The sequence below is a fragment of the Eubacterium maltosivorans genome, assembly GCF_002441855.2.
Classification (GTDB): Bacteria; Bacillota; Clostridia; order Eubacteriales; family Eubacteriaceae; genus Eubacterium; species Eubacterium maltosivorans.
Genome location: NZ_CP029487.1, coordinates 3,596,993 through 3,620,857 on the forward strand (window position 1 = coordinate 3,596,993; position 23,865 = coordinate 3,620,857).

At 48.5% G+C, this 23,865-nt stretch carries 23 protein-coding genes and 1 riboswitch; of the genes, 21 read left to right on the forward strand and 2 right to left on the reverse strand.

All coding sequences use genetic code 11. The features are described from left to right. Positions 1–12 precede the first annotated feature (12 nt). The 6 genes from cbiD (at position 13) to CPZ25_RS16640 (ending at position 4,672) form a co-directional block, all read left to right on the forward strand. Positions 13–1,140, forward strand: a complete 1,128-nt coding sequence (gene cbiD / locus CPZ25_RS16615; RefSeq protein WP_096920138.1) for a cobalt-precorrin-5B (C(1))-methyltransferase CbiD — start codon at positions 13–15, stop codon at positions 1,138–1,140. After that, positions 1,128–1,754 (forward strand): precorrin-6y C5,15-methyltransferase (decarboxylating) subunit CbiE, encoded by a 627-nt coding sequence (gene cbiE, locus CPZ25_RS16620; protein ID WP_096920137.1) that lies wholly within the window; start codon positions 1,128–1,130, stop codon positions 1,752–1,754. Before cbiD ends, cbiE begins: the two co-directional genes overlap by 13 nt. Continuing rightward, on the forward strand, positions 1,747–2,325 hold the full coding sequence (cbiT, locus tag CPZ25_RS16625; protein ID WP_096920136.1) for a precorrin-6Y C5,15-methyltransferase (decarboxylating) subunit CbiT: 579 nt from the start codon (positions 1,747–1,749) through the stop codon (positions 2,323–2,325). Before cbiE ends, cbiT begins: the two co-directional genes overlap by 8 nt. Before the next feature lie 27 nt (positions 2,326–2,352). Beyond that, the gene (locus tag CPZ25_RS16630; protein WP_058695765.1) at positions 2,353–2,739 is read left to right on the forward strand and encodes a DUF3795 domain-containing protein; all 387 of its coding nucleotides are present in this window, start codon (positions 2,353–2,355) and stop codon (positions 2,737–2,739) included. Positions 2,740–2,924: 185 nt separating this feature from the next. Further along, positions 2,925–4,226: a phenylacetate--CoA ligase family protein gene (locus tag CPZ25_RS16635; RefSeq protein WP_058695764.1), complete on the forward strand. Its 1,302-nt coding sequence runs from the start codon at positions 2,925–2,927 to the stop codon at positions 4,224–4,226. Between the two features lie 11 nt (positions 4,227–4,237). Next, complete coding sequence (locus tag CPZ25_RS16640) at positions 4,238–4,672, forward strand: ACT domain-containing protein (RefSeq protein WP_317985601.1); 435 nt, start codon at positions 4,238–4,240, stop codon at positions 4,670–4,672. 63 nt (positions 4,673–4,735) lie between these two features. Here CPZ25_RS16640 and fba read toward each other — a convergent pair whose 3' ends face one another. Continuing rightward, positions 4,736–5,605, reverse strand: a complete 870-nt coding sequence (gene fba / locus CPZ25_RS16645; RefSeq protein WP_058695763.1) for a class II fructose-1,6-bisphosphate aldolase — start codon at positions 5,603–5,605, stop codon at positions 4,736–4,738. 153 nt (positions 5,606–5,758) lie between these two features. Continuing rightward, positions 5,759–7,210 (reverse strand): GntR family transcriptional regulator, encoded by a 1,452-nt coding sequence (locus CPZ25_RS16650; RefSeq protein ID WP_167495259.1) that lies wholly within the window; start codon positions 7,208–7,210, stop codon positions 5,759–5,761. A gap of 646 nt (positions 7,211–7,856) precedes the next feature. Between CPZ25_RS16650 and CPZ25_RS16655 the strand changes: the two genes are divergently transcribed. The 15 genes from CPZ25_RS16655 (at position 7,857) to cobU (ending at position 23,863) form a co-directional block, all read left to right on the forward strand. Then, on the forward strand, positions 7,857–8,204 hold the full coding sequence (locus CPZ25_RS16655) for a helix-turn-helix domain-containing protein (RefSeq protein ID WP_058695761.1): 348 nt from the start codon (positions 7,857–7,859) through the stop codon (positions 8,202–8,204). Between the two features lie 194 nt (positions 8,205–8,398). Next, positions 8,399–8,581: riboswitch (cobalamin riboswitch) on the forward strand. Between the two features lie 166 nt (positions 8,582–8,747). Further along, positions 8,748–10,004: a glutamyl-tRNA reductase gene (gene hemA, locus CPZ25_RS16660; protein ID WP_058695760.1), complete on the forward strand. Its 1,257-nt coding sequence runs from the start codon at positions 8,748–8,750 to the stop codon at positions 10,002–10,004. Beyond that, positions 10,001–10,585 (forward strand): precorrin-2 dehydrogenase/sirohydrochlorin ferrochelatase family protein, encoded by a 585-nt coding sequence (locus tag CPZ25_RS16665; RefSeq protein WP_096920134.1) that lies wholly within the window; start codon positions 10,001–10,003, stop codon positions 10,583–10,585. The genes hemA and CPZ25_RS16665 overlap by 4 nt, the downstream gene beginning before the upstream one ends. Beyond that, the gene (gene hemC / locus CPZ25_RS16670) at positions 10,582–12,996 is read left to right on the forward strand and encodes a hydroxymethylbilane synthase (protein WP_096920133.1); all 2,415 of its coding nucleotides are present in this window, start codon (positions 10,582–10,584) and stop codon (positions 12,994–12,996) included. The genes CPZ25_RS16665 and hemC overlap by 4 nt, the downstream gene beginning before the upstream one ends. Before the next feature lie 19 nt (positions 12,997–13,015). Then, positions 13,016–13,981: a porphobilinogen synthase gene (gene hemB / locus CPZ25_RS16675; RefSeq protein WP_058695758.1), complete on the forward strand. Its 966-nt coding sequence runs from the start codon at positions 13,016–13,018 to the stop codon at positions 13,979–13,981. Positions 13,982–13,994: 13 nt separating this feature from the next. Further along, positions 13,995–15,284 (forward strand): glutamate-1-semialdehyde 2,1-aminomutase, encoded by a 1,290-nt coding sequence (gene hemL, locus CPZ25_RS16680; RefSeq protein ID WP_096920337.1) that lies wholly within the window; start codon positions 13,995–13,997, stop codon positions 15,282–15,284. A gap of 25 nt (positions 15,285–15,309) precedes the next feature. Continuing rightward, a complete protein-coding gene (locus CPZ25_RS16685) occupies positions 15,310–16,104 on the forward strand; it encodes a sirohydrochlorin cobaltochelatase (RefSeq protein WP_074617979.1) in 795 nt (264 codons plus the stop codon). A gap of 181 nt (positions 16,105–16,285) precedes the next feature. Continuing rightward, entirely contained in the window at positions 16,286–17,047 is a 762-nt protein-coding gene (gene cobM / locus CPZ25_RS16690; protein WP_074617980.1) for a precorrin-4 C(11)-methyltransferase, read from the forward strand. Between the two features lie 3 nt (positions 17,048–17,050). Next, on the forward strand, positions 17,051–18,115 hold the full coding sequence (locus tag CPZ25_RS16695) for a cobalt-precorrin 5A hydrolase (RefSeq protein ID WP_243129318.1): 1,065 nt from the start codon (positions 17,051–17,053) through the stop codon (positions 18,113–18,115). A gap of 83 nt (positions 18,116–18,198) precedes the next feature. Next, positions 18,199–18,939, forward strand: a complete 741-nt coding sequence (gene cobJ / locus CPZ25_RS16700) for a precorrin-3B C(17)-methyltransferase (protein ID WP_074617982.1) — start codon at positions 18,199–18,201, stop codon at positions 18,937–18,939. Continuing rightward, entirely contained in the window at positions 18,936–19,688 is a 753-nt protein-coding gene (gene cobK / locus CPZ25_RS16705; protein ID WP_074617983.1) for a precorrin-6A reductase, read from the forward strand. The genes cobJ and cobK overlap by 4 nt, the downstream gene beginning before the upstream one ends. 47 nt (positions 19,689–19,735) lie before the next feature. After that, positions 19,736–21,235 carry a cobyric acid synthase gene (locus CPZ25_RS16710; RefSeq protein ID WP_074617984.1) on the forward strand — a complete coding sequence of 500 codons (1,500 nt, stop codon included), beginning with the start codon at positions 19,736–19,738 and terminating at the stop codon, positions 21,233–21,235. 1 nt (position 21,236) lies between these two features. Continuing rightward, the gene (gene cbiB, locus CPZ25_RS16715; RefSeq protein WP_083337161.1) at positions 21,237–22,241 is read left to right on the forward strand and encodes an adenosylcobinamide-phosphate synthase CbiB; all 1,005 of its coding nucleotides are present in this window, start codon (positions 21,237–21,239) and stop codon (positions 22,239–22,241) included. Between the two features lie 11 nt (positions 22,242–22,252). Continuing rightward, positions 22,253–23,302, forward strand: coding sequence for a pyridoxal phosphate-dependent aminotransferase (locus CPZ25_RS16720; protein WP_096920131.1), 1,050 nt, complete (start codon positions 22,253–22,255; stop codon positions 23,300–23,302). Between the two features lie 6 nt (positions 23,303–23,308). Beyond that, a complete protein-coding gene (gene cobU / locus CPZ25_RS16725) occupies positions 23,309–23,863 on the forward strand; it encodes a bifunctional adenosylcobinamide kinase/adenosylcobinamide-phosphate guanylyltransferase (protein ID WP_074617986.1) in 555 nt (184 codons plus the stop codon). Positions 23,864–23,865 lie beyond the last annotated feature (2 nt).

Genomic DNA, 23,865 nt, shown 5'->3' on the forward strand with positions numbered 1-23,865 from the left:
AGCGAGGATAATATGCTGGAAAAATATATAGAAAAAGGCGGTAAGAGGCTGCGCTACGGCTATACTACGGGCTCCTGCGCCACAGCAGCGGCAAAGGGCGCGGTGTCCATGCTGTTGGGCGGTCAGAAGCTGGAGACCATCGGCATTGACACACCAAAGGGGTGGCCGCTGACCATTGAGCTGTTTGACTGTGAGATCGGTGATCACTGGGCCTCCTGCTCAGTGATCAAGGATGGCGGCGACGATCCGGATATTACAAATGGCGTTAAAATTTTTGTGAAGGTGACCGAAAAGGCTGAGCCTGGCATTACTTTTAAAGGCGGCAGAGGCGTTGGGAAGGTTACCCTGAAAGGCCTGAGCCTGCCGGTGGGGGAACCGGCCATTAATCCGGTCCCGCGGGAGATGATCACCCGCGAAATCATGAAGGTTATGAAAGAGTACCAGGCGGAGGGCGGCTATGAGGTAGAGGTCTCCATACCGGATGGAGAGGTCCTTGCCAAACGGACCTTTAACCCGAAACTTGGGATTGTCGGCGGTCTGTCCGTCGTGGGGACCTCGGGCATTGTTGAGCCCATGAGCGAGGACGCCCTGAAGGAATCCATGCGGCTGGAGCTGTCCATGCTCAAAGCAAAAGGAATCGATGAGATCATCTTTGTTCCGGGAAATTACGGCAAGGATTTTGTGGAATCACTCCATCTGAACACTGAGGTGCTTGTGAAAACCAGCAATTTTATCGGCTTTATGCTTGAGGAAGCAGAGCGGATGGGCTTTAAAAAGATTCTCTTTGTCGGGCATTTGGGCAAGCTGGTAAAAGTGGCAGGCGGCCTGTTTAACACGCACAGCGCTGTGGCAGACGGGCGGATGGAAATTCTGGCGGCCCACTGTGCGCTTCTTGGCGGCAGCCAGGCAAGCGTCGAAAAAATTATGAACAGCACCACTACTGATGAGGCCGTAGACTATCTGTTTGAGGAAAGGCTTCCAGGATATTTTGACCACCTGGCCGAAACGGTTAAAAAACGCTGCGAGGCAAAGGTTTATGATAATATCGAAATTGAGACGATTATTTTCTCAAAGGCCCACGGCCTTTTGGGTGAAAGCGCTGGAGCAAAGGATATGGTGAAAGCACTATGCACAAATTAAAAGTAGTAAGCCTTGGCCCGGGGCACCCTGATTATATTCTTCCCATTGCTAAAAAGGAAATCGCCGCGGCAGAGGTTATTTTATGTGGGGAGCGGCATCTGGAAAGCTTTGATGCCACAGGCAAGGAAGTCATGATTATCGGCAGAGGAACACCGCTGTCTGAGCTGATGCAGCGTGTGAAGGAATGTTATCCGGTCCGGAAGACAGCCATTGTCGTGTCAGGCGACTGCGGCTTTTACAGCCTTTTGACCTACACGAAGAAGAGAATTCCGTCAGAGGATATCGAAGCCATCCCGGGGATATCCTCCCTGCAGTATCTCTTTGCTAAAATCGGCATGACCTGGCAGGACGCAGAAATGATGAGCCTGCATGGCAGGAATCAGGATTTACCGGGCCGGGCCGCAACAGGGAAAAAAATTGGCATTCTGACGGATGGAGAACACAACACAGCCTACATTGCCAAAACGCTGAGGGAAAACGGTTATGGGGAAAAATTCCTCTATGTTGGGGAAGATCTCTCCTATTCAGATGAACGGATTACAAGATTAACAGTGGAGGAAGGCCTTAGCTTTAAAGAAAAGGGCATGGCCGTAGTGGTGATTGCAGATGAGTAGAGTAGCAGGCTATAAAGATGAAGATTACATCCGGGGCAAGGCCCCGATGACAAAGAGAGAGGTCCGGATTCTGACCATTTCTTTATTGGGTATCCAGGAAAAGGACATCGTGGTAGACATTGGCGCCGGCACTGGCGGCCTGACCATGGAGGCGGCTTACGCGGCAAAGAAGGGCAGAGTTTACGCTGTCGAAGCTAAGGAGGCAGCGCTGGAGCTTGAAAAGCAGAACATTGAGAAATTCGGCGCAGACAATGTGACCATCATTCCGGGAAAAGCGCCGGCAGTGCTTGAGGAAATTGAAGAAAAAGTGGATAAGGTGATTATTGGCGGTACCGGTGGACAGCTTGAGGAGATTTTTATCTGGTGCAAGGAACATCTAAACCCGGGCGGCAGACTGGTAGCCAATTTTGTCACCATGGAAAACGCATCTCTGGCAACAACCCTGATGCGCAAATACTTTACCGATGTAGACATGATCCAAGTGGGCGTCAGCCGGGGTGAGTTTATCGGCGGCCTCACCATGCTGAAAGCCTCCAACCCGATTTTTATTATTACTGGGAGTGTGGAGTGAAAATACGTTCCGGAAAGAGGGATTTTTATGAAAAAGGAGCTGGGAATTGCGTATTGCGGCTTAGCGTGTTGTATCTGCGGCGAGTTGATGGACTGTCCAGGCTGCAGAGATAGTGGATGTAAGGATAAAGAAAGCTGTAAAAATTATAGATGCTGCCTGAAAAGAGGCCTTGACGGCTGCTGGGAATGCGAATCATTCCCCTGTAAAGATAGTATGCTAAAGGATAAGCGCATAAGGGCCTTTTCGCAGTTCGTTAAAATCTACGGAAAAGAAAAACTGCTGGAATGTCTTGAGAGAAATGAGAAAGCGGGATTAGTCTATCATAAAGCCGGGAGCCTGGACGGTGACTATGACTTGCCGGAAAGCGAAGAAGGGATTATCGAGTTGATCTTGACAGGGGAAATAGAGGTGTAGCGTGAACCATCAAAGTTTTTGATGCCGCAAATCGTAGTGCTTTTGCATAAATTTTAATACATAGGAACAAAAGAATTTATGTTTACGGTGAAGCGCCAAAATGGTATGATATAGTAAAGTATACAATATAATAAAGCATAGGGCAGCTGCCGTGTGCTCAGAATAACAGAGAGGAATTGAAAATTATGGAGAATTATTTCCAGCCTGAAATCGAGTGTGCCTCACGGGAACAGATCCGGGCCTGGCAGGATGAACGTTTGGTTGAGACGGTTAAGCATGTTTATGAAAACGTCCCCTATTACAGAAATCTGATGGAAGAAAAAAATGTGACCCCAGACGATATTAAGGGTGTGGACGATTTACACAAGCTGCCGTTTTTAACAAAGGATGACCTGAGAGAGGCTTATCCTTACGGCCTTTTGGCAGAGCCGCTGGAAAACTGTGTGCGCATCCAGTCAACCAGCGGCACCACGGGGCGCCGGGTCGTCGCCTTTTATACCCAGGATGACATCGACCTGTGGGACGAATGCTGCGCCCGCGCCATTGTGGCGGCCGGAGGAACTAAGGAAGATGTGGTGCATGTTTCCTACGGCTACGGCCTGTTTACCGGAGGCCCCGGATTAAACGGCGGTTCCCACAAGGTGGGCTGTCTGACACTGCCGATGTCCTCAGGGAACACTGACCGCCAGATTCAGTTTATGCGGGATCTGGGCTCCACGATTCTCTGCTGTACGCCATCCTATGCCGCTTTCCTGGGCGAAACAGTCTGTGAAATGGGGCTTCAGGATGAAATTAAGCTGAAAGCCGGTATCTTCGGCGCGGAAGCCTGGAGCGAGGAAATGCGCCAGGATATTCAGAATAAGCTTGGCATTAAGGCCTATGATATTTACGGGCTCACCGAAATATCAGGTCCGGGCGTATCCTTTGAATGCAGCGAGCAGACAGGCATGCACATCAATGAAGACCACTTTATCGCTGAAATCATCGACCCGAATACCGGCGAGGTACTGCCGGATGGCGAGAAAGGAGAGCTTGTATTCACCAGTATTACCAAAAAAGCCTTTCCGCTGCTCCGCTACCGTACCCGCGATATCTGTGTCCTGAGCCGCGAAAAATGCTCTTGCGGAAGAACCCATGTCAAGATGACCAAGCCCATGGGCCGCAGCGACGATATGCTCATTGTAAAGGGCGTTAACGTATTCCCATCCCAGATTGAGACAGTGCTCTTAAACAAGGGATATCCGGCAAACTATCAGATCATTGTCAGCCGTGAAAACAACAGCGATAAGCTGGATGTCCAGGTTGAAATGACCCTTGAAATGTTCTCAGATAATCTGAGAGAAGTTTCTGCCAGAGAAAAAGAACTGGTGGACGCACTCAAAGCCATGCTCGGCATCTATGCTAATGTTCAGCTGGTTGCGCCGAAGTCCATTACCCGCAGCGAAGGCAAGGCAGTTCGCGTCATTGATAAACGTAATTTATATTAAACGAGGTGTAAATGATGACTATTAAACAGATTTCCGTATTTGTGGAAAACAAAGCCGGCCAGTTGTCGAAGTTTGTGGATGTGCTGTCAGAAAATGAGATTGACATGCGCGCCCTTTCCCTTGCCGAAACCAAGGATTTTGGCATTGTCCGCGTCATTGTGGACGATTCCTATAAAGCGTCGACCGTCCTCAAAGAGGCTGGCTACATCTTTAAGCTGACACCGGTACTGGCAGCAGCTGTTCCGGATGAACCGGGAGCGCTGAAAAATATTCTGAAAATTCTGGGCGACAGCAATATTAACCTGGAATACACCTATGCCTTTATCACCCGCAAAAAAGATCTGGCTTACATGATTTTCAGAGTAGAGGATAACGAAAGAGCAGTCGAGGCCCTTTCTAAAAACGGCGTCAAGCTGCTGACCCAGGAAGACCTAGAAGCGCTTTAAAACAGCGAAAATAAAAAACCGGGGCGTAACCAAAAGTTACGTCCCGGACTTTTTTTGCGCTGCTTAGGCGTCGGCCTTTCCGGTGGAGCCGAAAAGATCCATTTTTACTTTTACAATATCTTTGATGGCCTGTGTGCCAGGAGCCAGTAATTTACGAGGATCAAAACCCTTGCCTTCAAGGTCTTTGCCGGCTTCGATATATTTTCTGGTTGCTTCGGCAAATACGAGCTGGCATTCGGTGTTTACATTGATTTTTGCAACGCCTAAATCAATGGCTTTTCTGACCATTTCATCCGGAATACCGGTGCCGCCGTGGAGAACGAGAGGCATATCGCCGGTTTTTTCCTGGATTCTTGCTAAAACGTCGAAGTTTAAACCCTGCCAGTTTTCTGGGTATTTTCCGTGGATATTACCGATTCCAGCAGCTAACATGGTCACGCCTAAATCAGCGATTTTTTTACATTCTTCAGGATCAGCGAATTCACCGGTTCCAATGACGCCGTCTTCTTCACCGCCGATGGCGCCGACTTCTGCTTCCAGAGATAAGCCTTTGCCCCGGCAGATCTCAACAAGTTCTTTTGTCTTTTCGATGTTTTCATCAAAAGGAAGATGAGAACCGTCAAACATGATGGATGAGAAGCCAGCTGCGATACAGGCCTTTGCGCCTTCATAGCTGCCGTGATCTAAATGAAGGGCAACCGGAACAGAAATATTTAATTCGTCCAGCATTCCGTTAACCATATTGGTAACTGTTTTGTAGCCGCACATATATTTTCCAGCACCTTCAGAAACCCCTAAGATAACAGGTGATCTCTGTTCGTTGGCCGTCTGAAGAACCGCTTTGGTCCATTCAAGGTTATTGATGTTGAACTGTCCCACACCATAATGGCCTGCTTTTGCTTTATTAAGCATTTCTTTTGCTGATACTAACATAATAGAATGATCCTCCTAAAATTTTGAGTTTAACTAACTGTCTAAATTATATATTAAGTGCAAAAAAGTCTCAAGACCCCTACCAATTTTTCCAGTACGAAAACCCGGGTTAATCATTTGCAGATTTTACTAAAGCGGTTTCATTTTTTGAGATCAGGGAGTTTTTTCTTTAATTTCTTCAGTTTGCTCTGCGTATAAAAGCTTTAGTTTGTTTTCTGAGTACTCATAGGTTTGCCTGTAGGTGCTTTCAATGATTTTTCCCAGCAGGGCGGTGTCATTGTTTGTGACAGCTTTTGCGAGCTTGTCCATATCGCCGTATAAAAGGCGGTCGACACGGTCATAATCGTCGTTGCTGACAAAGGTTTTAAGAATAACGCCATAAGCCAGCTTAATTTTCAGATGCTCATAAATATTGTGCATGGCCGGGGACTGGATCGACGAGATCAGAATATCGGTTAAGGCTGTGGTAACGCCGCGGCTGTAGCTCTTGCTTTCCAGAAGCTCAAGGATATACTTTTTGTCTTTTTCAGTTATGGATTTAAAAGCGTCAAAGGCGATGGCTTTGCAGGAATAGCGCAGAATTTCAAGACTGCTCAGATATTCGTCAAGCTGGCCAAGAACTTCGGGAGAATGGGAGCGCTCAAAGACAATTTGGGTGCCCTTTCCATTAAAGGTTCTGGTCAGACCAAGGGAATTCAGGATAGACAAAGCTTTTCGGACAGTAACCGGCGAAACGCCGTAAACGCTGCGAAGTTCGGATTCGGACGGGAGAAAATCGCCGGCTACATTGCCAGATTTTTCGCTCTCCCACATGATGTCGCTGGCAATCCTCAGATAAAGAGGTGTCGGAGCATTGTCGATAAACCAGTTAAAGCTTTCTGCTTCGGAAGGCGCAGCCGGTGCGTTTACAATATAGGCCGCGTCAAAGCGCTGGCTGATCTCATTAAGGCCCTGGAGCAGGGAGTGATGAAAATGTTTAAAATTCTGCTTGGCAGCATGGTCGAGCAGCTCTTTGTACCACCCCTTGATGGCTTCCTCTGAAAGATCTTCATGGAGCGTGTGGCCGGTAATACTGCTGTAAATGGAATCAATCCGGACAAAATCACAGATCTGTTCAAAAAGCTCAATGACAAAAGGATTGTCTGTTCGTCTCAGGATATTCCGGATAAAGCGGCAGTGGAAGGCAAACATCTCAATCGGGTCGGAAGAGTCCAGGTTGTCGGTCATCTCGTAGAGCGTCATGTAATCCTCGCGGCTGCATTTGGAAGCGCCGTATGTGATGATGCTGGGTAAAAGAATAGAGAGCATCCGGTAAGTATCGCTGATGCCGTGCCGCCGGTTTTCAAAGCGCTTTTCATAAGCCTCACGGTGTTCCGGCAGTCGGCTGTCAAAGATTACCTGGGCATTTTTACCATGGGAGCAGAAAATAAGATTGCTGTCCTGCAATAGACGCAGGGCTTTTCGAACGGAATTACGACTGGCACCCATTTGTTTGCTGATTTTTGGTTCAGATGGCAGGGTGTCACCCAGTTTTAATTTGCCGTTGTAAATATCATCCTCAATCTTTCTGCAAATAAATAGATACAATGGAATTTCTTTTTTCAAAATACAATCTCCTTTGGGGGTATTCTTACAGTATAACATCATTTAGTAAAAGTTACATTTAAATTGAGAAAAAATTATAAAGAAATCCTCGTTTGCTTAACCTTTACCATATCGGAATTAGAGGTAAGCGTCTTAGAATGAGGTCTACCCATTTTGAAGAAAATTAAACACAGAAAAAATGTTGTTAAGGAAAGGAAAGAATAAAAATATTCTAAAATGGGTTTTTTACATTACAAATTCGGGTAAAAATAAGAAAACGAATAAAAAGGATATAATTGGTTGAATTAAAATGATAACTTCAATTGCAGATAAAAAGTTTTTAAATAAAGAGATTGCTTTGACGGGAGATTCGATTTATAATAAAGTATATATATTGGGAAAACTAAATAAAAATTGCGGCATCCGGAAAGTGCTGGCACACTTATCCGGCTTGCGCAGGTGCACAACCACCATACACAACGGCCCTGGGGGGCACGTACCGCATTACTTATTATAGGCTATTTTTGTGCTAAAAACAAGAGGACAGCCTATAAATAAGTGGGCTTATTTGTGTTAGCATTTTATAAAAGTGTCATATAACTGTGCATGGTTGGTTTTATCCTGCACAGTTTTTTATTTGGTTTTCCCTGAAATTTAGGAGAAGACAATGGAATCAAGGTTAGATCAAAAGGCAATCGGCCAGCGTATCCGGCAGCGTAGAACTTTTTTAAATATGAGCCGTGAAGATTTGGCGCGGAAAATAGGGATTACACAGACTTTTTTAACAGATATCGAGCTGGGAACCAAAGGCTTTTCCTTAAAGAGTCTTGAACGTTTCTGCGAAGCGTTAAAAATGTCTTCGGACAGCATCCTGTTCGGCAAAAGTCTGGATGAAAAGGAAAAAAACACCGCGCTGCTCGACATTCTCGAGCATTGCCCCGATGAAAAAAAGGAATACGCAGAAAGAATGATGATGCTTTTTTTAATGAGCCATGAAACATCAAACGAGTGTTGACTATAAAATGACCGGACTCTTAAGAAAGAGACCGGTTTTTTATTGCCTGTAATCCGATTACAGAAAATATGTGAATTATTTGGCGGAATCGGCAAAAAACTGCTTATTTCCCATAAAAAGGGGTAGCGCCTGAGTCGGATTGGTGATATAATTGGAAACGAAAATTGAATAAGAAAGACTAATGTAAAATCTATTTTGGATTCTTTCGTTTTTGCCTTGGTAAAGACAGAGGATAAAGGGAATCTGGTGAAAATCCAGAGCGATCCGGTCACTGTAATTCGTTAAGTCTCCTTATGATGCCACTGGAATGAAAACCGGGAAGGCAAGGAGAATATAATGCGATGAGTCAGGAAACCTACTAAATAGAGTGCTAATAATTACCTCCAGGGAAAAGGGAACTTAGTAACGTTAATTTAATTGTAGTATCCGCAGTAAACAGCGTGGATAAATAATTCTGTTGACAAACCTCTTTTTTACGGAGACGTAAGGAAGAGGTTTTTATTTGCTTTTTAATGAATGTTTGATTGAAGGAGAAGGATTGAAATGAAGTTAGTTGTAGTGGGAATCAATCATAAAGACACACCTCTGGAAATCAGGGAAAAGGGTGCTTTTATCAAGCGGACCGTAAAAGAAGGCATTGCGAGCCTTCTTGAAGAGGCGTGTATTGAAGAGGTGATCATTCTTTCTACCTGTAATCGAAGCGAAATTTATGTGGCGACCCGCGATGTGGAAGCAGCGGGCCAGGCGCTGAAAAATTTTTACATTGAGGAGAAATCCAGAGAACTCGGAAGTTATCTGTTCTGTGAAAAGGGCAGAGAGGCCATCCTTCACCTTTACCGGGTAGTGACCGGGCTAGATTCAATGATCCTGGGTGAGGATCAGATATTAGGCCAGGTAAAGGATGCCCTTGAATTGTCCCAGTCTGTTCACGGCTGTGGAAAATACTTAACCAAGGCTTTCAGAGAAGCCGTCACCTTTGCCAAGAAGGTTAAAACTGTTTATAAGATTTCTGAGACGCCGCTCTCCCTGAGCTCGACAGCGGTTAAGCACGTTAAGAGGACCTATGAGGACTATGCGGATAAAAAGGTGCTGATCATCGGATCTGGAAAGATGGGGCTTCTGGCGCTGCGTTACATGGCGGCAGAGGGGTTTAACAGCGTCTATATGACCAATCGTACCTATCATCCGGGAGATGAATACCGTGATATCTATGAGGGCGTCAATATGATACGTTATGAGGACCGCTATGAAGCCATTGAAGATATCGATGTAATTATCTCAGCCACGGCCTCTCCTCACGTTGTCTTAAAACGGGAACTCATGCCAGAGCGTAAAAAGCCTCTTATGGCCATTGACCTGGCGCTGCCAAGGGATATTGAAGAAGCCGTCTCAGAAATGGACCAGGTCGAGCTGCTGACCATTGACAATTTTAAAGATATTATTGATGAAAAAATGCATTACCGCGAAAGGGTGGCAGAAAAGATCGCCCTCGAGATCGAAGAGGAAATCGACGGACTCATGGTTTGGATTACGAAGTCTAAAGTGGACAATATGGTAGCGCATTTTAATCAGGTTTCCGGCCAGCTGGCAGATGAGACCATTGAGATTCTCAACAAGCGCTATCAGTTTGAGGGGAAAGACAGGGAATTTCTTGAAAAAATTGTCCATTCAAAATTCCGCGAGATGGTCATGCCCTCCATCAAGCAGCTGAAAACACTGGACAGCGAGGACGATATCCTGCGCTTTGAAAAAACACTGGCGTTTTTATTCTCTGGCGGTAATGTGGAGGATTCCCAATGAAAGGACCGGTTCTGCTTAATTTTACCGGAAAAAAGGCCCTTGTGATCGGCGGTGGGAAAGTAGGAATGCGGCGTGCGGAAACCCTAGCCGGGTATGGGTGTTTTGTGACCTGTGTGGACAAAAACATGAAGGTTCCTGAAAAGCCGGCTGAGAACATTCGTTATGTCAAAGCCTACTGCCGGATTGAGACAGCCCTTGACGGTATGGATCTTGTAGTGGCGGCAACAGACCAGCGCGAGCTGAATGACCAGATTCTTGAAAACTGTAAAATACGCGGTATCTGGTGCAACGTTACAGACGACCCCGAGCATTCTGATTTTATTTTTCCCTCAGTGGTGAGACGGGGAGACTTGACGATTTCGGTCTGTACTGACGGTGCAAGCCCAACGCTGACCACCCAGATAAAAAAAGAGCTGGAAGAAAAATACGACGAAAGTTACGCAGAGCGGCTCAGGCTGCTTAAACAGCTGAGGCGGCATCTGCTAAAAACAGAGTCCTCATCAGAGGAAAAAAAGAGGCAGCTCAGGGAGCTGACAGCATTAACCATTGAAGAATTGCAGAGAGAAGTGGAGAAAATATGAAAATAATCGTAGGCTCAAGAGGCAGCAAACTGGCAGTGGTCCAGACAAACTGGCTTCTTGAGGAATTAAGAAAAGCAAACCCCGAGGTCGATTTTGAGCTCAAGATCATCAAGACAAAAGGAGATAAGATTCAGCATAAAGCCCTTGATAAAATTGGGGATAAGGGCATTTTCACCAAAGAGCTGGAGGATGCTCTTTTAAGCGGTGAAATCGATATGGCTGTTCACAGCATGAAGGATATGCCCTCTGAGCTTCCTGAGGGGCTGATGCTTTCTGTGCCGCCTATGCGGGAAGACCCAAGGGATGTGCTGTTGACGCCCCATAAGATAAACGCCGTCCAAGAGCTGCCCGAAAACGCAGTTATCGGCACCGGGAGCAAGCGCCGGATTTACCAGCTGAAAAATATCCGGAAGGATTTTGAAGTGGTGGGAATCCGCGGAAATATTGATACTCGTATCCGGAAAATGCAGGAGCAGGGCCTGGATGGTATTATTCTAGCAGCGGCGGGCCTTAAACGCATCGGTGTTTATGAGAGTGAAGACTATACCTGTATTCCTCTTGACCCATGCCAGTTTGTATCGGCGCCCGCTCAGGGGATTCTGGCAGTGGAAATCCGTGAGGATAACGAAACGGTTAAGACACTCATGGAATCTGTCAGCAACCCGGTTACCAAGGCACAGATGACAGCAGAACGCCAGTTCCTGATCAGCCTGAACGGCAGCTGTCATATCCCCATCGGTGCATACTGTGATGTGGAGGATGAAAAGCTGACCCTTTACGGCATTTTTGGCAACGAGGACGGCACGATTTTATACAAAGGACAGACAGAGGGAGCCCTGGGCGAAGAAGCCGAAATGGGAGACCGCCTGGCAAAGGAACTGAGAGAAATGGTAGAGGCAGAAATGAAGCCGGGTACAGTTTACCTGGCTGGAGGCGGCTGCGGCGATAAGGGGCTGATCACCGTCAAGGCCATGGAAAAATTAAAAACCTGCGACGCAGTGGTCTATGACGCACTGGTCAATGAGGAGTTCTTGAAATGGACAAAACCGGAATGTGAAAAGATTTATGTTGGCAAAAGAGCCGCCAACCACGCGCTGCCCCAGGATGAAATCAACGCGCTGCTGATCCGGCTGGGCAAGGAAGGGAAAAGCGTTGTCCGCTTAAAGGGCGGCGATCCCTATGTCTTCGGACGCGGCGGTGAGGAAGGTGAGGAGCTCTATGACGCGGGGGTTCCCTTTGAAGTGATTCCAGGCATTACCTCGGTTATCGGCGGCCTGGCTTATGCCGGCATTCCCATTACCCACAGAGACTGCGTGTCATCCTTTCAGGTAGTTACCGGACATCTGAAATCCGAAGAATCGGAACTGGACTGGCCGGTACTGGCCAAATCCAAAGGGACCATCGTGTTTTTGATGGGCGTTAAAAATCTTGAGAAGATTACCGGCGAGCTGATGAAAAACGGCATGGATAAAAATACGCCGGCAGCGGTGGTGCACCGCGCGTCCACCCCTTATCAGAGAGTGGTGGAAGGCACGCTGGAAACCATCTACGGTATTGCCGCAGAAGCTAAGATCACAGCGCCAAGCCTGATCGTGGTCGGCGATGTGGTGACCAAGCGTGAAAAGCTGCGCTTTTTTGACAGCAAGCCCCTCTTTGGAAAAAATATTGTGGTGACCCGTTCCAGAGAGCAGAGTTCTAAAATGGTGGCGCAGATCGCTGAGCTCGGCGGCAACGCCATTGAGTACCCAACCATCAAAATTGAGCCGATTCCAGAGAATGTGGCCGCACTGGCAGAGCGCTTTGGAAGCCTTAATGCATACAGTCATATTATTTTTACCAGTACCAACGGCGTTGAGATTTTCTTTGACGCGCTCAAGGCTTCCGGCAGAGATACGAGAGCCCTCGGAAACATTCATGTAACAGCCATCGGCTCCGCCACGGCTGCACTGCTTGCCGAGCAGGGAATCACAGCGGACTTTGTACCGAAAAAATATGTCGGCGAAGAGCTGGTTGACGGCCTGATGCCGCTTTTGACAGAAGCATCGCGGGTCTTGATCCCGCGCTCCAAAAACGCGCGGATTTACGTGGTTGAGGCGCTCCGCAAGGTGTGCCCGGTGGATGAATTCCAGATTTACGAAACAGTTCGTGAGGACAATACCGACATTGACGTGGCAGAAATGCTGAAAAATAAAGAGATTGATTACATCACCTTTACAAGCTCCACAACCGTACAATACTTTGTGGAAAAAATCGGTGATGAAAATGTGGAATACACTAAAAATGCAAAATGCGTTTCGATTGGACCTGTAACCTCAGATAAAATGAGAGAACTGGGTTTAGCGGTCGATGTTCAGGCAGAGGTTTACACCATTGCCGGGATGATTGAAGCGATTCTGAATATGGAAAAATAAAGAGAGGAAGTTGATTATTATGTTACCAACCCGATTGAGAAAAAACGCAGCGGTTCGTGATTTGATCCGCGAAACAGAATTATCCATGCGCGATGTGGTTTACCCGCTGTTTGTGGTTGACGGAGAGAATATTAAGCGTGAAATCCCGTCCATGAAGGGACAGTACCACCTGTCGCTCGATATGCTGCCAAAAGAACTGGAAGAGCTCAAAGAGCTGGGCGTCCGTTACATTATTCTGTTCGGCGTGCCGGATGAAAAGGACGCGGAGGCAACACCGGCCTTTGTGGACGATGGGATTATCCAGAAAGCCATCCGTATTGTCAAGGAAAAGGACCCGGAAATGTATGTTATCACCGATGTCTGCCTCTGCGAGTACAAAAGCGACGGACATTGCTGTTTCTTCCACGATAACGGCGACATCAAGCGGGACAAATCGCTGGAAACCTTGTGCAAGGTAACCGTGAGCCATGCGAAAGCCGGCGCGGATATGGTAGCGCCTTCAGACATGATGGACGGCCATATCGAAGCCATGCGTAAAGCACTGGATGACGCAGGCTTTGAGAGCATTCCGATTATGGGCTACTCCGCCAAATTTGCGTCTACCTTCTACGGACCGTTCCGCGACGCAGCAAACTCCGCTCCGGCCTTCGGCGACCGCAGAAGCTACCAGATGGATCCGGCCAACAGCGAGGAAGCGCTGAAGGAAGTGGTGCTGGACATTGAGGAGGGCGCAGACATCGTTATGGTAAAACCCGCAATGCCATATCTGGATATTATCGCAAAGGCCAAGGAATTGTCTTATCTGCCAATGGCGGCGTACCAGGTCAGCGGCGAATACGCCATGATCCGCAATGCGGTAGACGCTGGTCTGCTGGATGAAAAGGCCATTTATGAAAGCATGCTGTGCATCAAACGTGCGGGGGCTAAAATCATCATTACCTATTTCGCAAAAGATTTAAAAGCGTTGATTGAAAAATATCAGTAAAGGACACAATAAAATGAAGCATACAAAGTCGACTGCACTTTTTGAAGAAGCGAACCGTGTTATTCCCGGCGGGGTCAACAGCCCTGTCCGCGCATTCCAGTCTGTAGGTATGCCGCCGGTTTTTATCGACCACGGAAAGGGCTCAAAGATTTACGATGTGGACGGAAATGAATACACAGATTATATCTGCTCCTGGGGGCCTCTGATTCTCGGCCATGCCGCGGATGCCTACTACGAGGGAATTGACGAAGTGCTGAGAAAGGGCAACACCTACGGCGCGCCCACAGAAATTGAGATCCGCGTGGCGGAAATGATCATTGACGCTTACCCGTCTATGGATATGGTGCGTATGGTCAACTCCGGCACTGAGGCCACCATGAGCGCTATCCGTCTTGCCAGAGGCTATACCGGACGTGAAAAATTTATCAAATTTGAAGGCTGCTACCATGGCCACAGCGATTCCCTGCTGGTAAAATCCGGCTCCGGCACTCTGACCTACGGTGTCCCCACAAGCCCTGGTGTCACTGCCGGCACAGCTAAGGATACCCTGGTAGCAACTTACAACGACCTGGATTCTGTAAAAAAGCTTTTTGATGAAAACAAAGGAGAGATTGCCTGCGTGATCGTCGAACCGGTCGCGGGCAACATGGGCGTTGTGTCGCCGCAAACCAGCTTTATGAAAGGCCTGAGAAAGCTGACCGAGGAAGAAGGCACCCTGCTGATTTTTGACGAGGTTATCACAGGGTTCAGGCTTGCCTTTGGCGGCGCGCAGGAGGTGTTGGGCATTAAGCCAGACCTCACCACACTTGGCAAAATCATCGGCGGCGGAATGCCAGTAGGCGCCTTTGGCGGACGGCGTGATATTATGGAAAAGCTCTCGCCGCTCGGCCCGGTTTATCAGGCGGGAACCCTGTCCGGAAACCCTATCGCCATGAAAATGGGCCTCAATACCCTAACTTATCTCAAGGATCATCCAGAGATTTACACCCAGCTGGAAGCCCGTGCGAAGCAGCTGGAAGCCGGCTTTAACAAAAATATTGAGGAAACCGGCGTCAAGGCTAAGATGGTGCGATTTGGCGGAATGAGCGCTCTGTTTTTCACCGATCAGGAAATCTGCGATTTTAACAGCGTGATGACCAGCGATACGGAAGCCTACGCGAAATATTTTGCCGAAATGCTGAACCGTGGCAATCTGATGCCGCCAGCGCAGTTCGAGGGAATTTTTGTCTCTGCTGCACACACCGAGGCCGATATTGAAAAGACCATTGCCGACAATCTGGCTGCGCTTAAGGCGCTTGCATAGATAATAAAAGAACAAGGAGTGCAGAATGCCCAAAAAAGCTTTATTAGTAATAAGTTTCGGGACATCTTATCGTGAAACCCGGGAAAAAACCATCGGAGCCATCGAGAGAGACTTGCAGAAAGGCTTTCCGGATTATGATTTCAGACGCGCTTTTACCTCACGGATGATTATAAAGAAACTCAGAGAGCGTGACAATGAATATGTGGACATTCCACACGAAGCCCTTGAAAAGCTGAAAAGTGAAGGCTATACCGAGGTTGTCTGCCAGACGACACACGTCATCAATGGGTACGAATACGATTTGACCATCAATGAGCTCAAAAAATTTGAAAATGATTTTGATGTGCTCACCATCGGCGCGCCGCTTCTGACAACCATCGACGATTATGAGCAGGTGGCGAGAACAGCCATCAGTGAGCTGCCGGAGATGAAAGAAGGCGAAGCCCTGCTCTATATGGGACATGGCAGTGAACATCACGCCAACGCCACCTATCCGGCCATGGATTACACTTTCAAGCATTTAGGCTATAAAAACGCCTTTATGGGAACCGTAGAGGGCTTTCCCAGTCTGAGCGACATTATTCCACAGCTTAAGGAAAAGGGATACCACAAGCTTTATCTGGCGCCCTTTATGATCGTAGCCGGCGACCATGCCATCAACGATATGGCCAGCGACGATGCAGACTCATGGAAAACACTGCTCGAAAATGAAGGCTTTGAAGTGGAATGTGTCCTGAAGGGACTCGGCCAGTTTAAGGGCATTCAGGATATGTTTTTAGAGCATGCGAAGAACGGCGTAAGCGTTAAAGAACTGCTTTAATTTAATGGAGAATTGAGAATTGACAATGGAGAATGACAAGAGCAAAATCGCGTTGCGATTTTGTTAATAATCAAACTGGCAGAGCCAGTTTGGACCCTTAATTCTCAATTTTCAATTCTGCATTCTCCATTTTGCGGATAGAAAAAATAACAAATAGATCAAATAAGAATTGGGAGTACAAATGAAAAACACAGTATACTTAATCGGGGCGGGTCCTGGAGATCCGGAGTTAATTACCTTAAAAGGCAAGCGTCTGATCGGCGAAGCGGATATTATTATCTACGCGGGTTCTCTGGTCAACAAGGAAGTGCTGGCAGGACACAAGGAAAACGCTGAAATTTACAACAGCGCCTCCATGACACTGGACGACGTGATCGAGGTGATCACCAAAGGCGTTAACGCGGGAAAAAAAGTCGTTCGTGTTCACACGGGTGATCCGGCGATCTACGGCGCGATTCGTGAACAGATGGACCGTCTGGAAGAAGAGGACATTCCTTTTGAAGTGGTGCCTGGCGTCAGCTCTTTTACCGCCTCAGCTTCTGTTCTGAAAAAAGAATTCACCCTGCCGGATGTTTCACAGACCGTTATCTGTACCCGTCTGGAAGGCCGCACTCCTGTGCCGGAAAAGGAAAAACTGGAGTCGCTGGCCGCGCATCACGCTTCCATGGCTATCTTCCTGTCTGTTCAGATGATCGACGAAGTGGCAGAACGCCTGATGACCCAGTATGAGCCTGCTACGCCCATTGCGGTCATCCAGCGCGCGACCTGGGAAGACCAGAAGGTCGTTTTGGGAACCCTTGAAACCATTGCGGATAAGGTGAAAGAAGCCGGCATTACAAAAACAGCCCAGATTCTGGTTGGAGATTTCCTGGGCGACAAATACAGTCTTTCCAAGCTGTATGATCCGTCCTTTACCCACGAATACCGCACCGCTACAAAATAGGGTATGAAACGTACAGAGAGATGGGCTGTTGTGGCTGTTTCCAGGCAGGGAGTCTGGAAAGCCCTTGAGATAAAGGAGCATATTCCTGAAAAAGCGCCGAACATCTTTACCATGGAGAAATACGCCGCTCCCGGCACACAGTTGATCCGCGGAAAAATCGGCGAATTTTTTGGAACGCTCATGGCGGATTATGATACGATTTTATGCATCATGGCCACAGGTATAGTCGTCCGAAGTATTGCGCCCCATCTCGGCCATAAGTCAAAGGACCCGGGCATTTTGGTCATGGACCCGGATGGGAAATACGTTATCAGTCTTTTATCCGGGCATCTCGGGCACGCCAATGAGAACGCAGTATATCTGGCAAAGCGCATGAACGCCCAGCCGGTTATTACCACAGGAACGGATGTGAAAGGCAGTATGGCTGTGGATGTGCTGGCTGAAAAGCTGGGCTGCACCATTGCGGACTTTACCGCAGCCAAGGATGTGACCGCCTTGATCCTGGACGATGAACCCATCGCCCTGGTTGGCGGAGAGCACTGTGATACGACTGGACTGGTACTGCCGCAGAATCTGGTTTTTTCAGAAAAGCAGGAGGCTCTCTCCGGCGATTACAGCGGCTGTGTGGTGATCTCAGCCGATGATCCGCTGAAATGGCCGTCTGGAAAGCCTGCTGTTCAGATTGTGCCCAAAAAAATTGTGATCGGTATCGGGTGCCGCAGGAATACGGAGGCAGAGCGGATTGAAGAAGCTGTGAGACAGGCGCTCGCCGCCCTTGCGCTCCATCCGTTATCGGTTAAGGCCTTTGCTACCATTGGCCTGAAAGCCGATGAGAAGGGAATTCACGCGGCCTGCAAAACCTTTGACGCAGAGCTTAAGGTGGTGCCGGATGATTTTGTGAAAATGGTGCAGAGCCGCTTCGAAGGCTCGGACTTTGTTTTTAAAACAACAGGTCTTTACGCAGTCAGTGAGCCGTGCGGCTATGTGGCGTCCGGCTTTGGCGAGTGTTTGCTGGAGAAGCAGAAGTGCGGGGGAATTACCCTGTCGATTTGGAGAGTGAAGGCATAGTAGCATTGCCGACAGCGCTTCTCTGGATTCAAGACTTTATTGAAAAGAATAGATTGTTAAATTAATTTAAAGGGAGAAATAGATTGAGTAAAAAAATTTACGTGACAGGTCTGGGGCCAGGCCTGTATGAACATATGACAGAAGCCGCGAAAAATTCTTTAAAGGACGCGGATGTGATCGTGGGTTATAAAACCTACATTGATTTGATTAAAGATTTAATCGGTGATAAAGAAGTGCTCTCCTCTGGAATGCGCAGGGAAATCGACCGCTGTCAGGATTGCCTGGATCTGGCTGAGCAGGGAAAAACCGTTACGCTGGTAAGTTCCGGCGACGCTGGTGTGTACGGGATGGCCGGCATTATGCTGGAAATTGTTGAAAAGCAGAAAAGTGACGTTGAGGTTGTGGTAGTGCCAGGAATTTCCGCCGCCAACGCGGCTGCGTCCACTCTGGGCGCGCCTTTGATGCACGACTACTGCGTCATCAGCCTCAGCGACCTGATGACTGACTGGGAAATGATTAAAAAGCGTCTGCGCTGCGCCGGCGAAGGCGATTTTATCGTGACGCTCTACAATCCAAAGAGCAAGGGCCGCCCGGACAACATCGTGGAAGCCCAGAAGATCCTGCTGGAATACAAAGCGCCGGAAACACCGGTCGGTATTGTCAGAAACGCTAAACGCGCCAATGAAAGCACTGTCATCACCACACTTGAAAAAATGTGCGATGAAGAAATCGATATGTTTTCAATGGTAGTGATTGGTAATTCCAAAACCTATATTACAGAAGATCATTTAAAAATGATTACACCACGGGGGTACCAGCTGTGATTCTGGTCCTCGGAGGAACGTATGACAGCCGAAAGCTGACAGAGGCGCTGCTCGGACAGGGCTGCGCCGTTCTTTATTCCTCCGTAACCGCTTATAATACCGGAAGCCTTCCGGAAAATCCGCGTCTGGAAATTCATACTGGCCCCCTTGAGGCAGACGGTCTGGCAGACCTGATGGCCAAAAAGCAGATCGGGCTCTGCGTGGACGCCACCCATCCTTACGCCAAGGAGGTTTCGCTCAACGCCATCGCGGCCTCAAAAAAAGCGGGGGCCGCCTATGTGCGTCTGGAAAGGCCTCGGATGATGGATGACGGGCAGCAGACTCTGGGGTTTCCAGATTATGAATCGGCAGTGGCCTACCTTTTAAAAGAGGAGGGGAATATTCTGCTGACAACAGGGAGCCGGCAGCTGGAATTTTATGATCCTCTGCCAAGAGAACGTGTCATTGTACGGGTGCTGCCAACCAGCAAGGTGCTTGAAAAATGTGAGCGTCTTGGCTACAAGCCGCAGAATATCATCGCCATGCAAGGGCCTTTCAGCTATGCGATGAACGTGGAGACCATCCGGCAATTCGGCATTCGTTTCCTGGTCACAAAGGACAGCGGCGACGTGGGCGGCGTCAGTGAAAAGCTGCGCGCTGCGGCCGATATGGGCGTGCGCGTTATTTTTATCGAACGCCCCGGGATTGAGTACCCGGTCGTCTTTAATACAGCGGAGGAAATACTCGGCTGGATAGCGGAAAATAAATAGACAGCAACTGATCAGTGTGCGTATAAAAATAAAGCTAGGAGTAAAAAATGAAAAAGGCAAAAAATATCATGTTTCAGGGGACGGGCTCATCCGTGGGAAAAAGCCTGCTGACCGCAGCAGTGTGCCGGATTCTGAACAATAAAGGTTACCGAGTAGCGCCCTATAAATCCCAAAATATGGCGCTTAATTCTTATATAACACTCGATGGCAAGGAGATGGGCAGGGCACAGGTCGTCCAGGCAGAGTGCGCCAGAATTGAGCCGCAGGTAGAGATGAACCCAGTGCTGCTGAAGCCAAACTCAGATGTGGGCTGCCAGGTTATCCTGAATGGAAAGGCTGAATTTAATATGAACGCGGTCGAGTATCATGCCCATAAGGCAAAGCTGACCGACGTAGTCATGGATGCCTACAACATGCTGGCAGAAAGCCATGATATCATCGCCATCGAAGGTGCGGGAAGCCCTGCGGAGATCAATCTTCGGGACAATGATATCGTGAATATGGGGCTGGCGGAAATGGTGGACGCGCCGGTTATCCTCATCGGCGATATTGACCGCGGCGGAGTCTTTGCTTCTATTTACGGCACGATCAAGCTGCTTGCGCCAGAGGAACAGGCAAGAATCAAAGGCTTCATCATCAATAAATTCCGCGGTGACGTCGAACTTCTGAAGCCGGGCATTGAGATGATTGAGGAAAAGGTAGGCGTCCCGTGTCTGGGCGTTATCCCTTACCAGCGCCTTGTCATTGACGATGAAGACAGTGTAACAGAGCGGTGGGACGAACAGCGCGAGGGTGTGATCACCATCGGCGTGGTACGTCTGCGTCATATTTCTAACTTTACCGACTGCACAGTCTTTGACATGTACCCCGATGTTAAGGTAGAATATTATGAGAACCAGCGGGAGCTGCACCGAGCTGATCCTGATCTCATTGTGATACCTGGCAGCAAAAATACCATTGATGACATTGTGAAGCTGCGGGAAAGCAGGCTGGAGGAAGAAATTCTAACCAAGCATGCAGCTGGTGTGCCAGTAATCGGTATCTGCGGTGGCTACCAGATTCTCGGCGATGAGATCTGTGATCCGCACTGTGTCGAGTCCACAGTAGGTTCCATCAAGGGGCTGGGGCTGTTAAATATGCGCACTGTGCTGGAGGAAGAAAAAACCACCACGCGGGTAGCAGGGCACATTGGCGCAGATTTCTTAAATATGGGGCTGAGCGGCAGCGCCATCACTGGTTATGAGATTCATATGGGTGAAACCACGCCTATTGATGATACCAAGAGCTTTTCGACACTGGAGGACGGACGCTTTGACGGCGCGGTATCCGCAGACGGTATGGTCATGGGAACCTACCTGCACGGCGTGTTTGACAACGACGCGTTCCGTGAAAAATTAATTGAAACCCTGAAAAAGAAAAAGAATATCGCGGCAGAGGGTGAAGCGGTCGATTTCAAAGCCTTCAAGGAAGAACAGTACGATCTGCTGGCCGAAACCGTTGAAAATAATCTGGATATGCAGAAATTAATGGAAATTATTGGAGTATAAGATGCTTTTAGGAATGAGCGCTGGTATTTGGTTTTGTCTGATTGTAGGAGCAGTGGTGCTTGACCGCCTGATCGGCGATCCAGCATGGATTCCCCATCCAATTGTATACATTGGAAAATTGGTTGGATTTTTAACAAAAAAATTAAATAAGGGCAAGGCCAGAAAGTTCAAGGGTCTCATTCTCTGGGTGTTGACAATCGTGATTACCGGCGCTGTTATTCTGGCAGTGCAGTACATCGCGTATCGGCTCAACATCGTCTTGTTTTATGTGGTGAATCTTTACCTTTTATCCACCACCATTGCGGCGAAATGCCTGCAGGAGGAGGTCATGAAGGTTTATGACGCCCTGCGTGACAAAGATATTCCCAAAGCCCGCACCATGGTCGGCTACCTGGTGGGGCGTGATACTCAGGAGCTCCAGGAGGGCGGTATTGTCCGCGCGACAGTGGAAACCACTGCGGAAAACACCATTGACGGGGTGCTCGCGCCGATTTTTTACATGATAATCGGCGTTGTGCTGTGGGTTTTTGTGCCCTTTATTAACCCGCTGCTGCTGGCCATGCTGTACAAAGCAGTCAACACCATGGATTCCATGGTCGGCTACGTCCAGGAGCCCTATAAGGACTTTGGCTATTTTCCAGCTAAAATTGACGATATCGCCAATTTTGTAATCGCGCGTATCGGAAGCTGGTTTATGCTCATTGGCGGCCTGTTTCTGGGATACCGGGTCAGTGAAGGTCAGCGGATTTATGCGAGAGACCGGAAGAATCATAAAAGCCCGAATTCCGGACATCCGGAATCCGTGGTGGCCGGGCTTTTGGGCGTCCAGCTGGGCGGCACCAACCTGTATTTCGGTCAGACCCTTGAGAAGCCGACCATCGGCGACGCTGGGCGGATACTGGCCTATGAGGACATTAAGGACACCATCAGTATTATGTTCTCCAGCGAGGTCGTCATGATGGTGCTGACGAGCCTGATTTTCTTTGGAATTTATATTGTTTCATAGTGAGGAAAAGAATGAATAAACATGGCGGATATCGAGGCGACAAAAAAGACGTGCTGGATTTCAGCATCAACATTAACCCGCTGGGGATGCCCGAAGGGCTGAGAAGAAGGCTGGAAGCGGCGCTGAGCGAGCTCGGCAAATACCCTGAAATTACCGGAGAGACAGCCCGGAATAAAATCGCGGCGGATATTGGCATTGCCCCGGAAAATGTGATTCTGGGAAACGGCGCCATTGAGCTGATCTATCTTTTTGCCAGAGGCGTTCATCCAGAGCGGGCGCTCATTCCGGTGCCGACCTTTAACGAGTACCGCCGGGCGCTTGATATGAATGGCTGCGATGCAGTCAGCGAGCTTTTGCTGTCGCCAGAGGATGACTTTGAGCTGAACCCTGAAAGACTCATCCGGATGGCAGAGGAATGCCGTCCGAAAGCAGTGTATCTCTGCAATCCGACCAATCCGACCGGGCGCCTTTACAGCAAAGCTTTTATCAAAGAGCTGATGGACCGGATGGATCCTGAAGTAATCTGGTTCATTGATGAGTCCTTCATTGAATTTTCAGGCATTGAAACCTGTTTGGAATACATAAACCACTCAGGCCACCGTCTTTTCCTGCTGCGTTCCCTGACCAAGTTCTTTGGGGTGCCGGGACTGCGGATCGGCTACGGCGTGGGGTCGGCAGAGCTTATCCGGGCCATGGAAGCCTACAAAGAGCCATGGACCATCAATACTCTGGCGCTGGAAGCCGCCATGTGTATCTATGATGATAAAGCCTATATGCAGAAAACGAGAGACTATATCCAGACAGAACGGCAGCGCGTTTTTGAGGCGCTGTCCGGTCTGCCTGATCTGAGCGTGTATCCGAGCGGCGCAGATTTTCATTTATACAAAGTAGAGGGAAGAACCGCACAGACACTGCAGAAGGAGCTGCTTGAGCAGCGTATCAATATCCGGACCTGCGAGGATTTCGCGGGATTGGAAACCCAGTTTTTCAGAGCGGCCATCAAGCGGCGTGAGGATAACGACCGGCTGATTGCGGCTTTAAATAATATTTTAAGGGGATAAAAGAAAATGGGAAGCTTAGTATTTGTAACCGGCGGCGCCCGAAGCGGCAAAAGCAGTTTTGCGGAAAAGGCAGTCAAGGAAGTGGGTGGCAAGGTCGCCTATATTGCCACAGCCATTGCCTTTGACGATGGCATGAAGGACCGGATACGAAGACATCAGGAACAGCGTCCGTCGGAATGGGCGACTATCGAGCGCTACAAGGATTATGAAGCCATGGCTGATGATCCGGCCTTTCAGGAAGCCGACGTGATTCTGTTTGACTGCCTGACAGTTATGATCACCAACAACATGCTGGATTACGATGTGGATTATGACCACTGCGGTATGGACACCATCGCAGAGGTCGAAGATAAGATTAGGGAACAGGTTAAGACCCTGCTTGAGGTGTGCAGGGACAAGCATTTGTTCATGGTCTCAAACGAAGTGGGGCTGGGGCTCGTGCCCTCCTATAAGCTCGGCAATTACTTCAGAGATATTTCCGGAAGAATGAACCAGTACGTGGCCTGCCGGGCCGATGAGGTCTATTTTACCGTCTCCGGTATCCCGATGAAATTGAAGTAAAA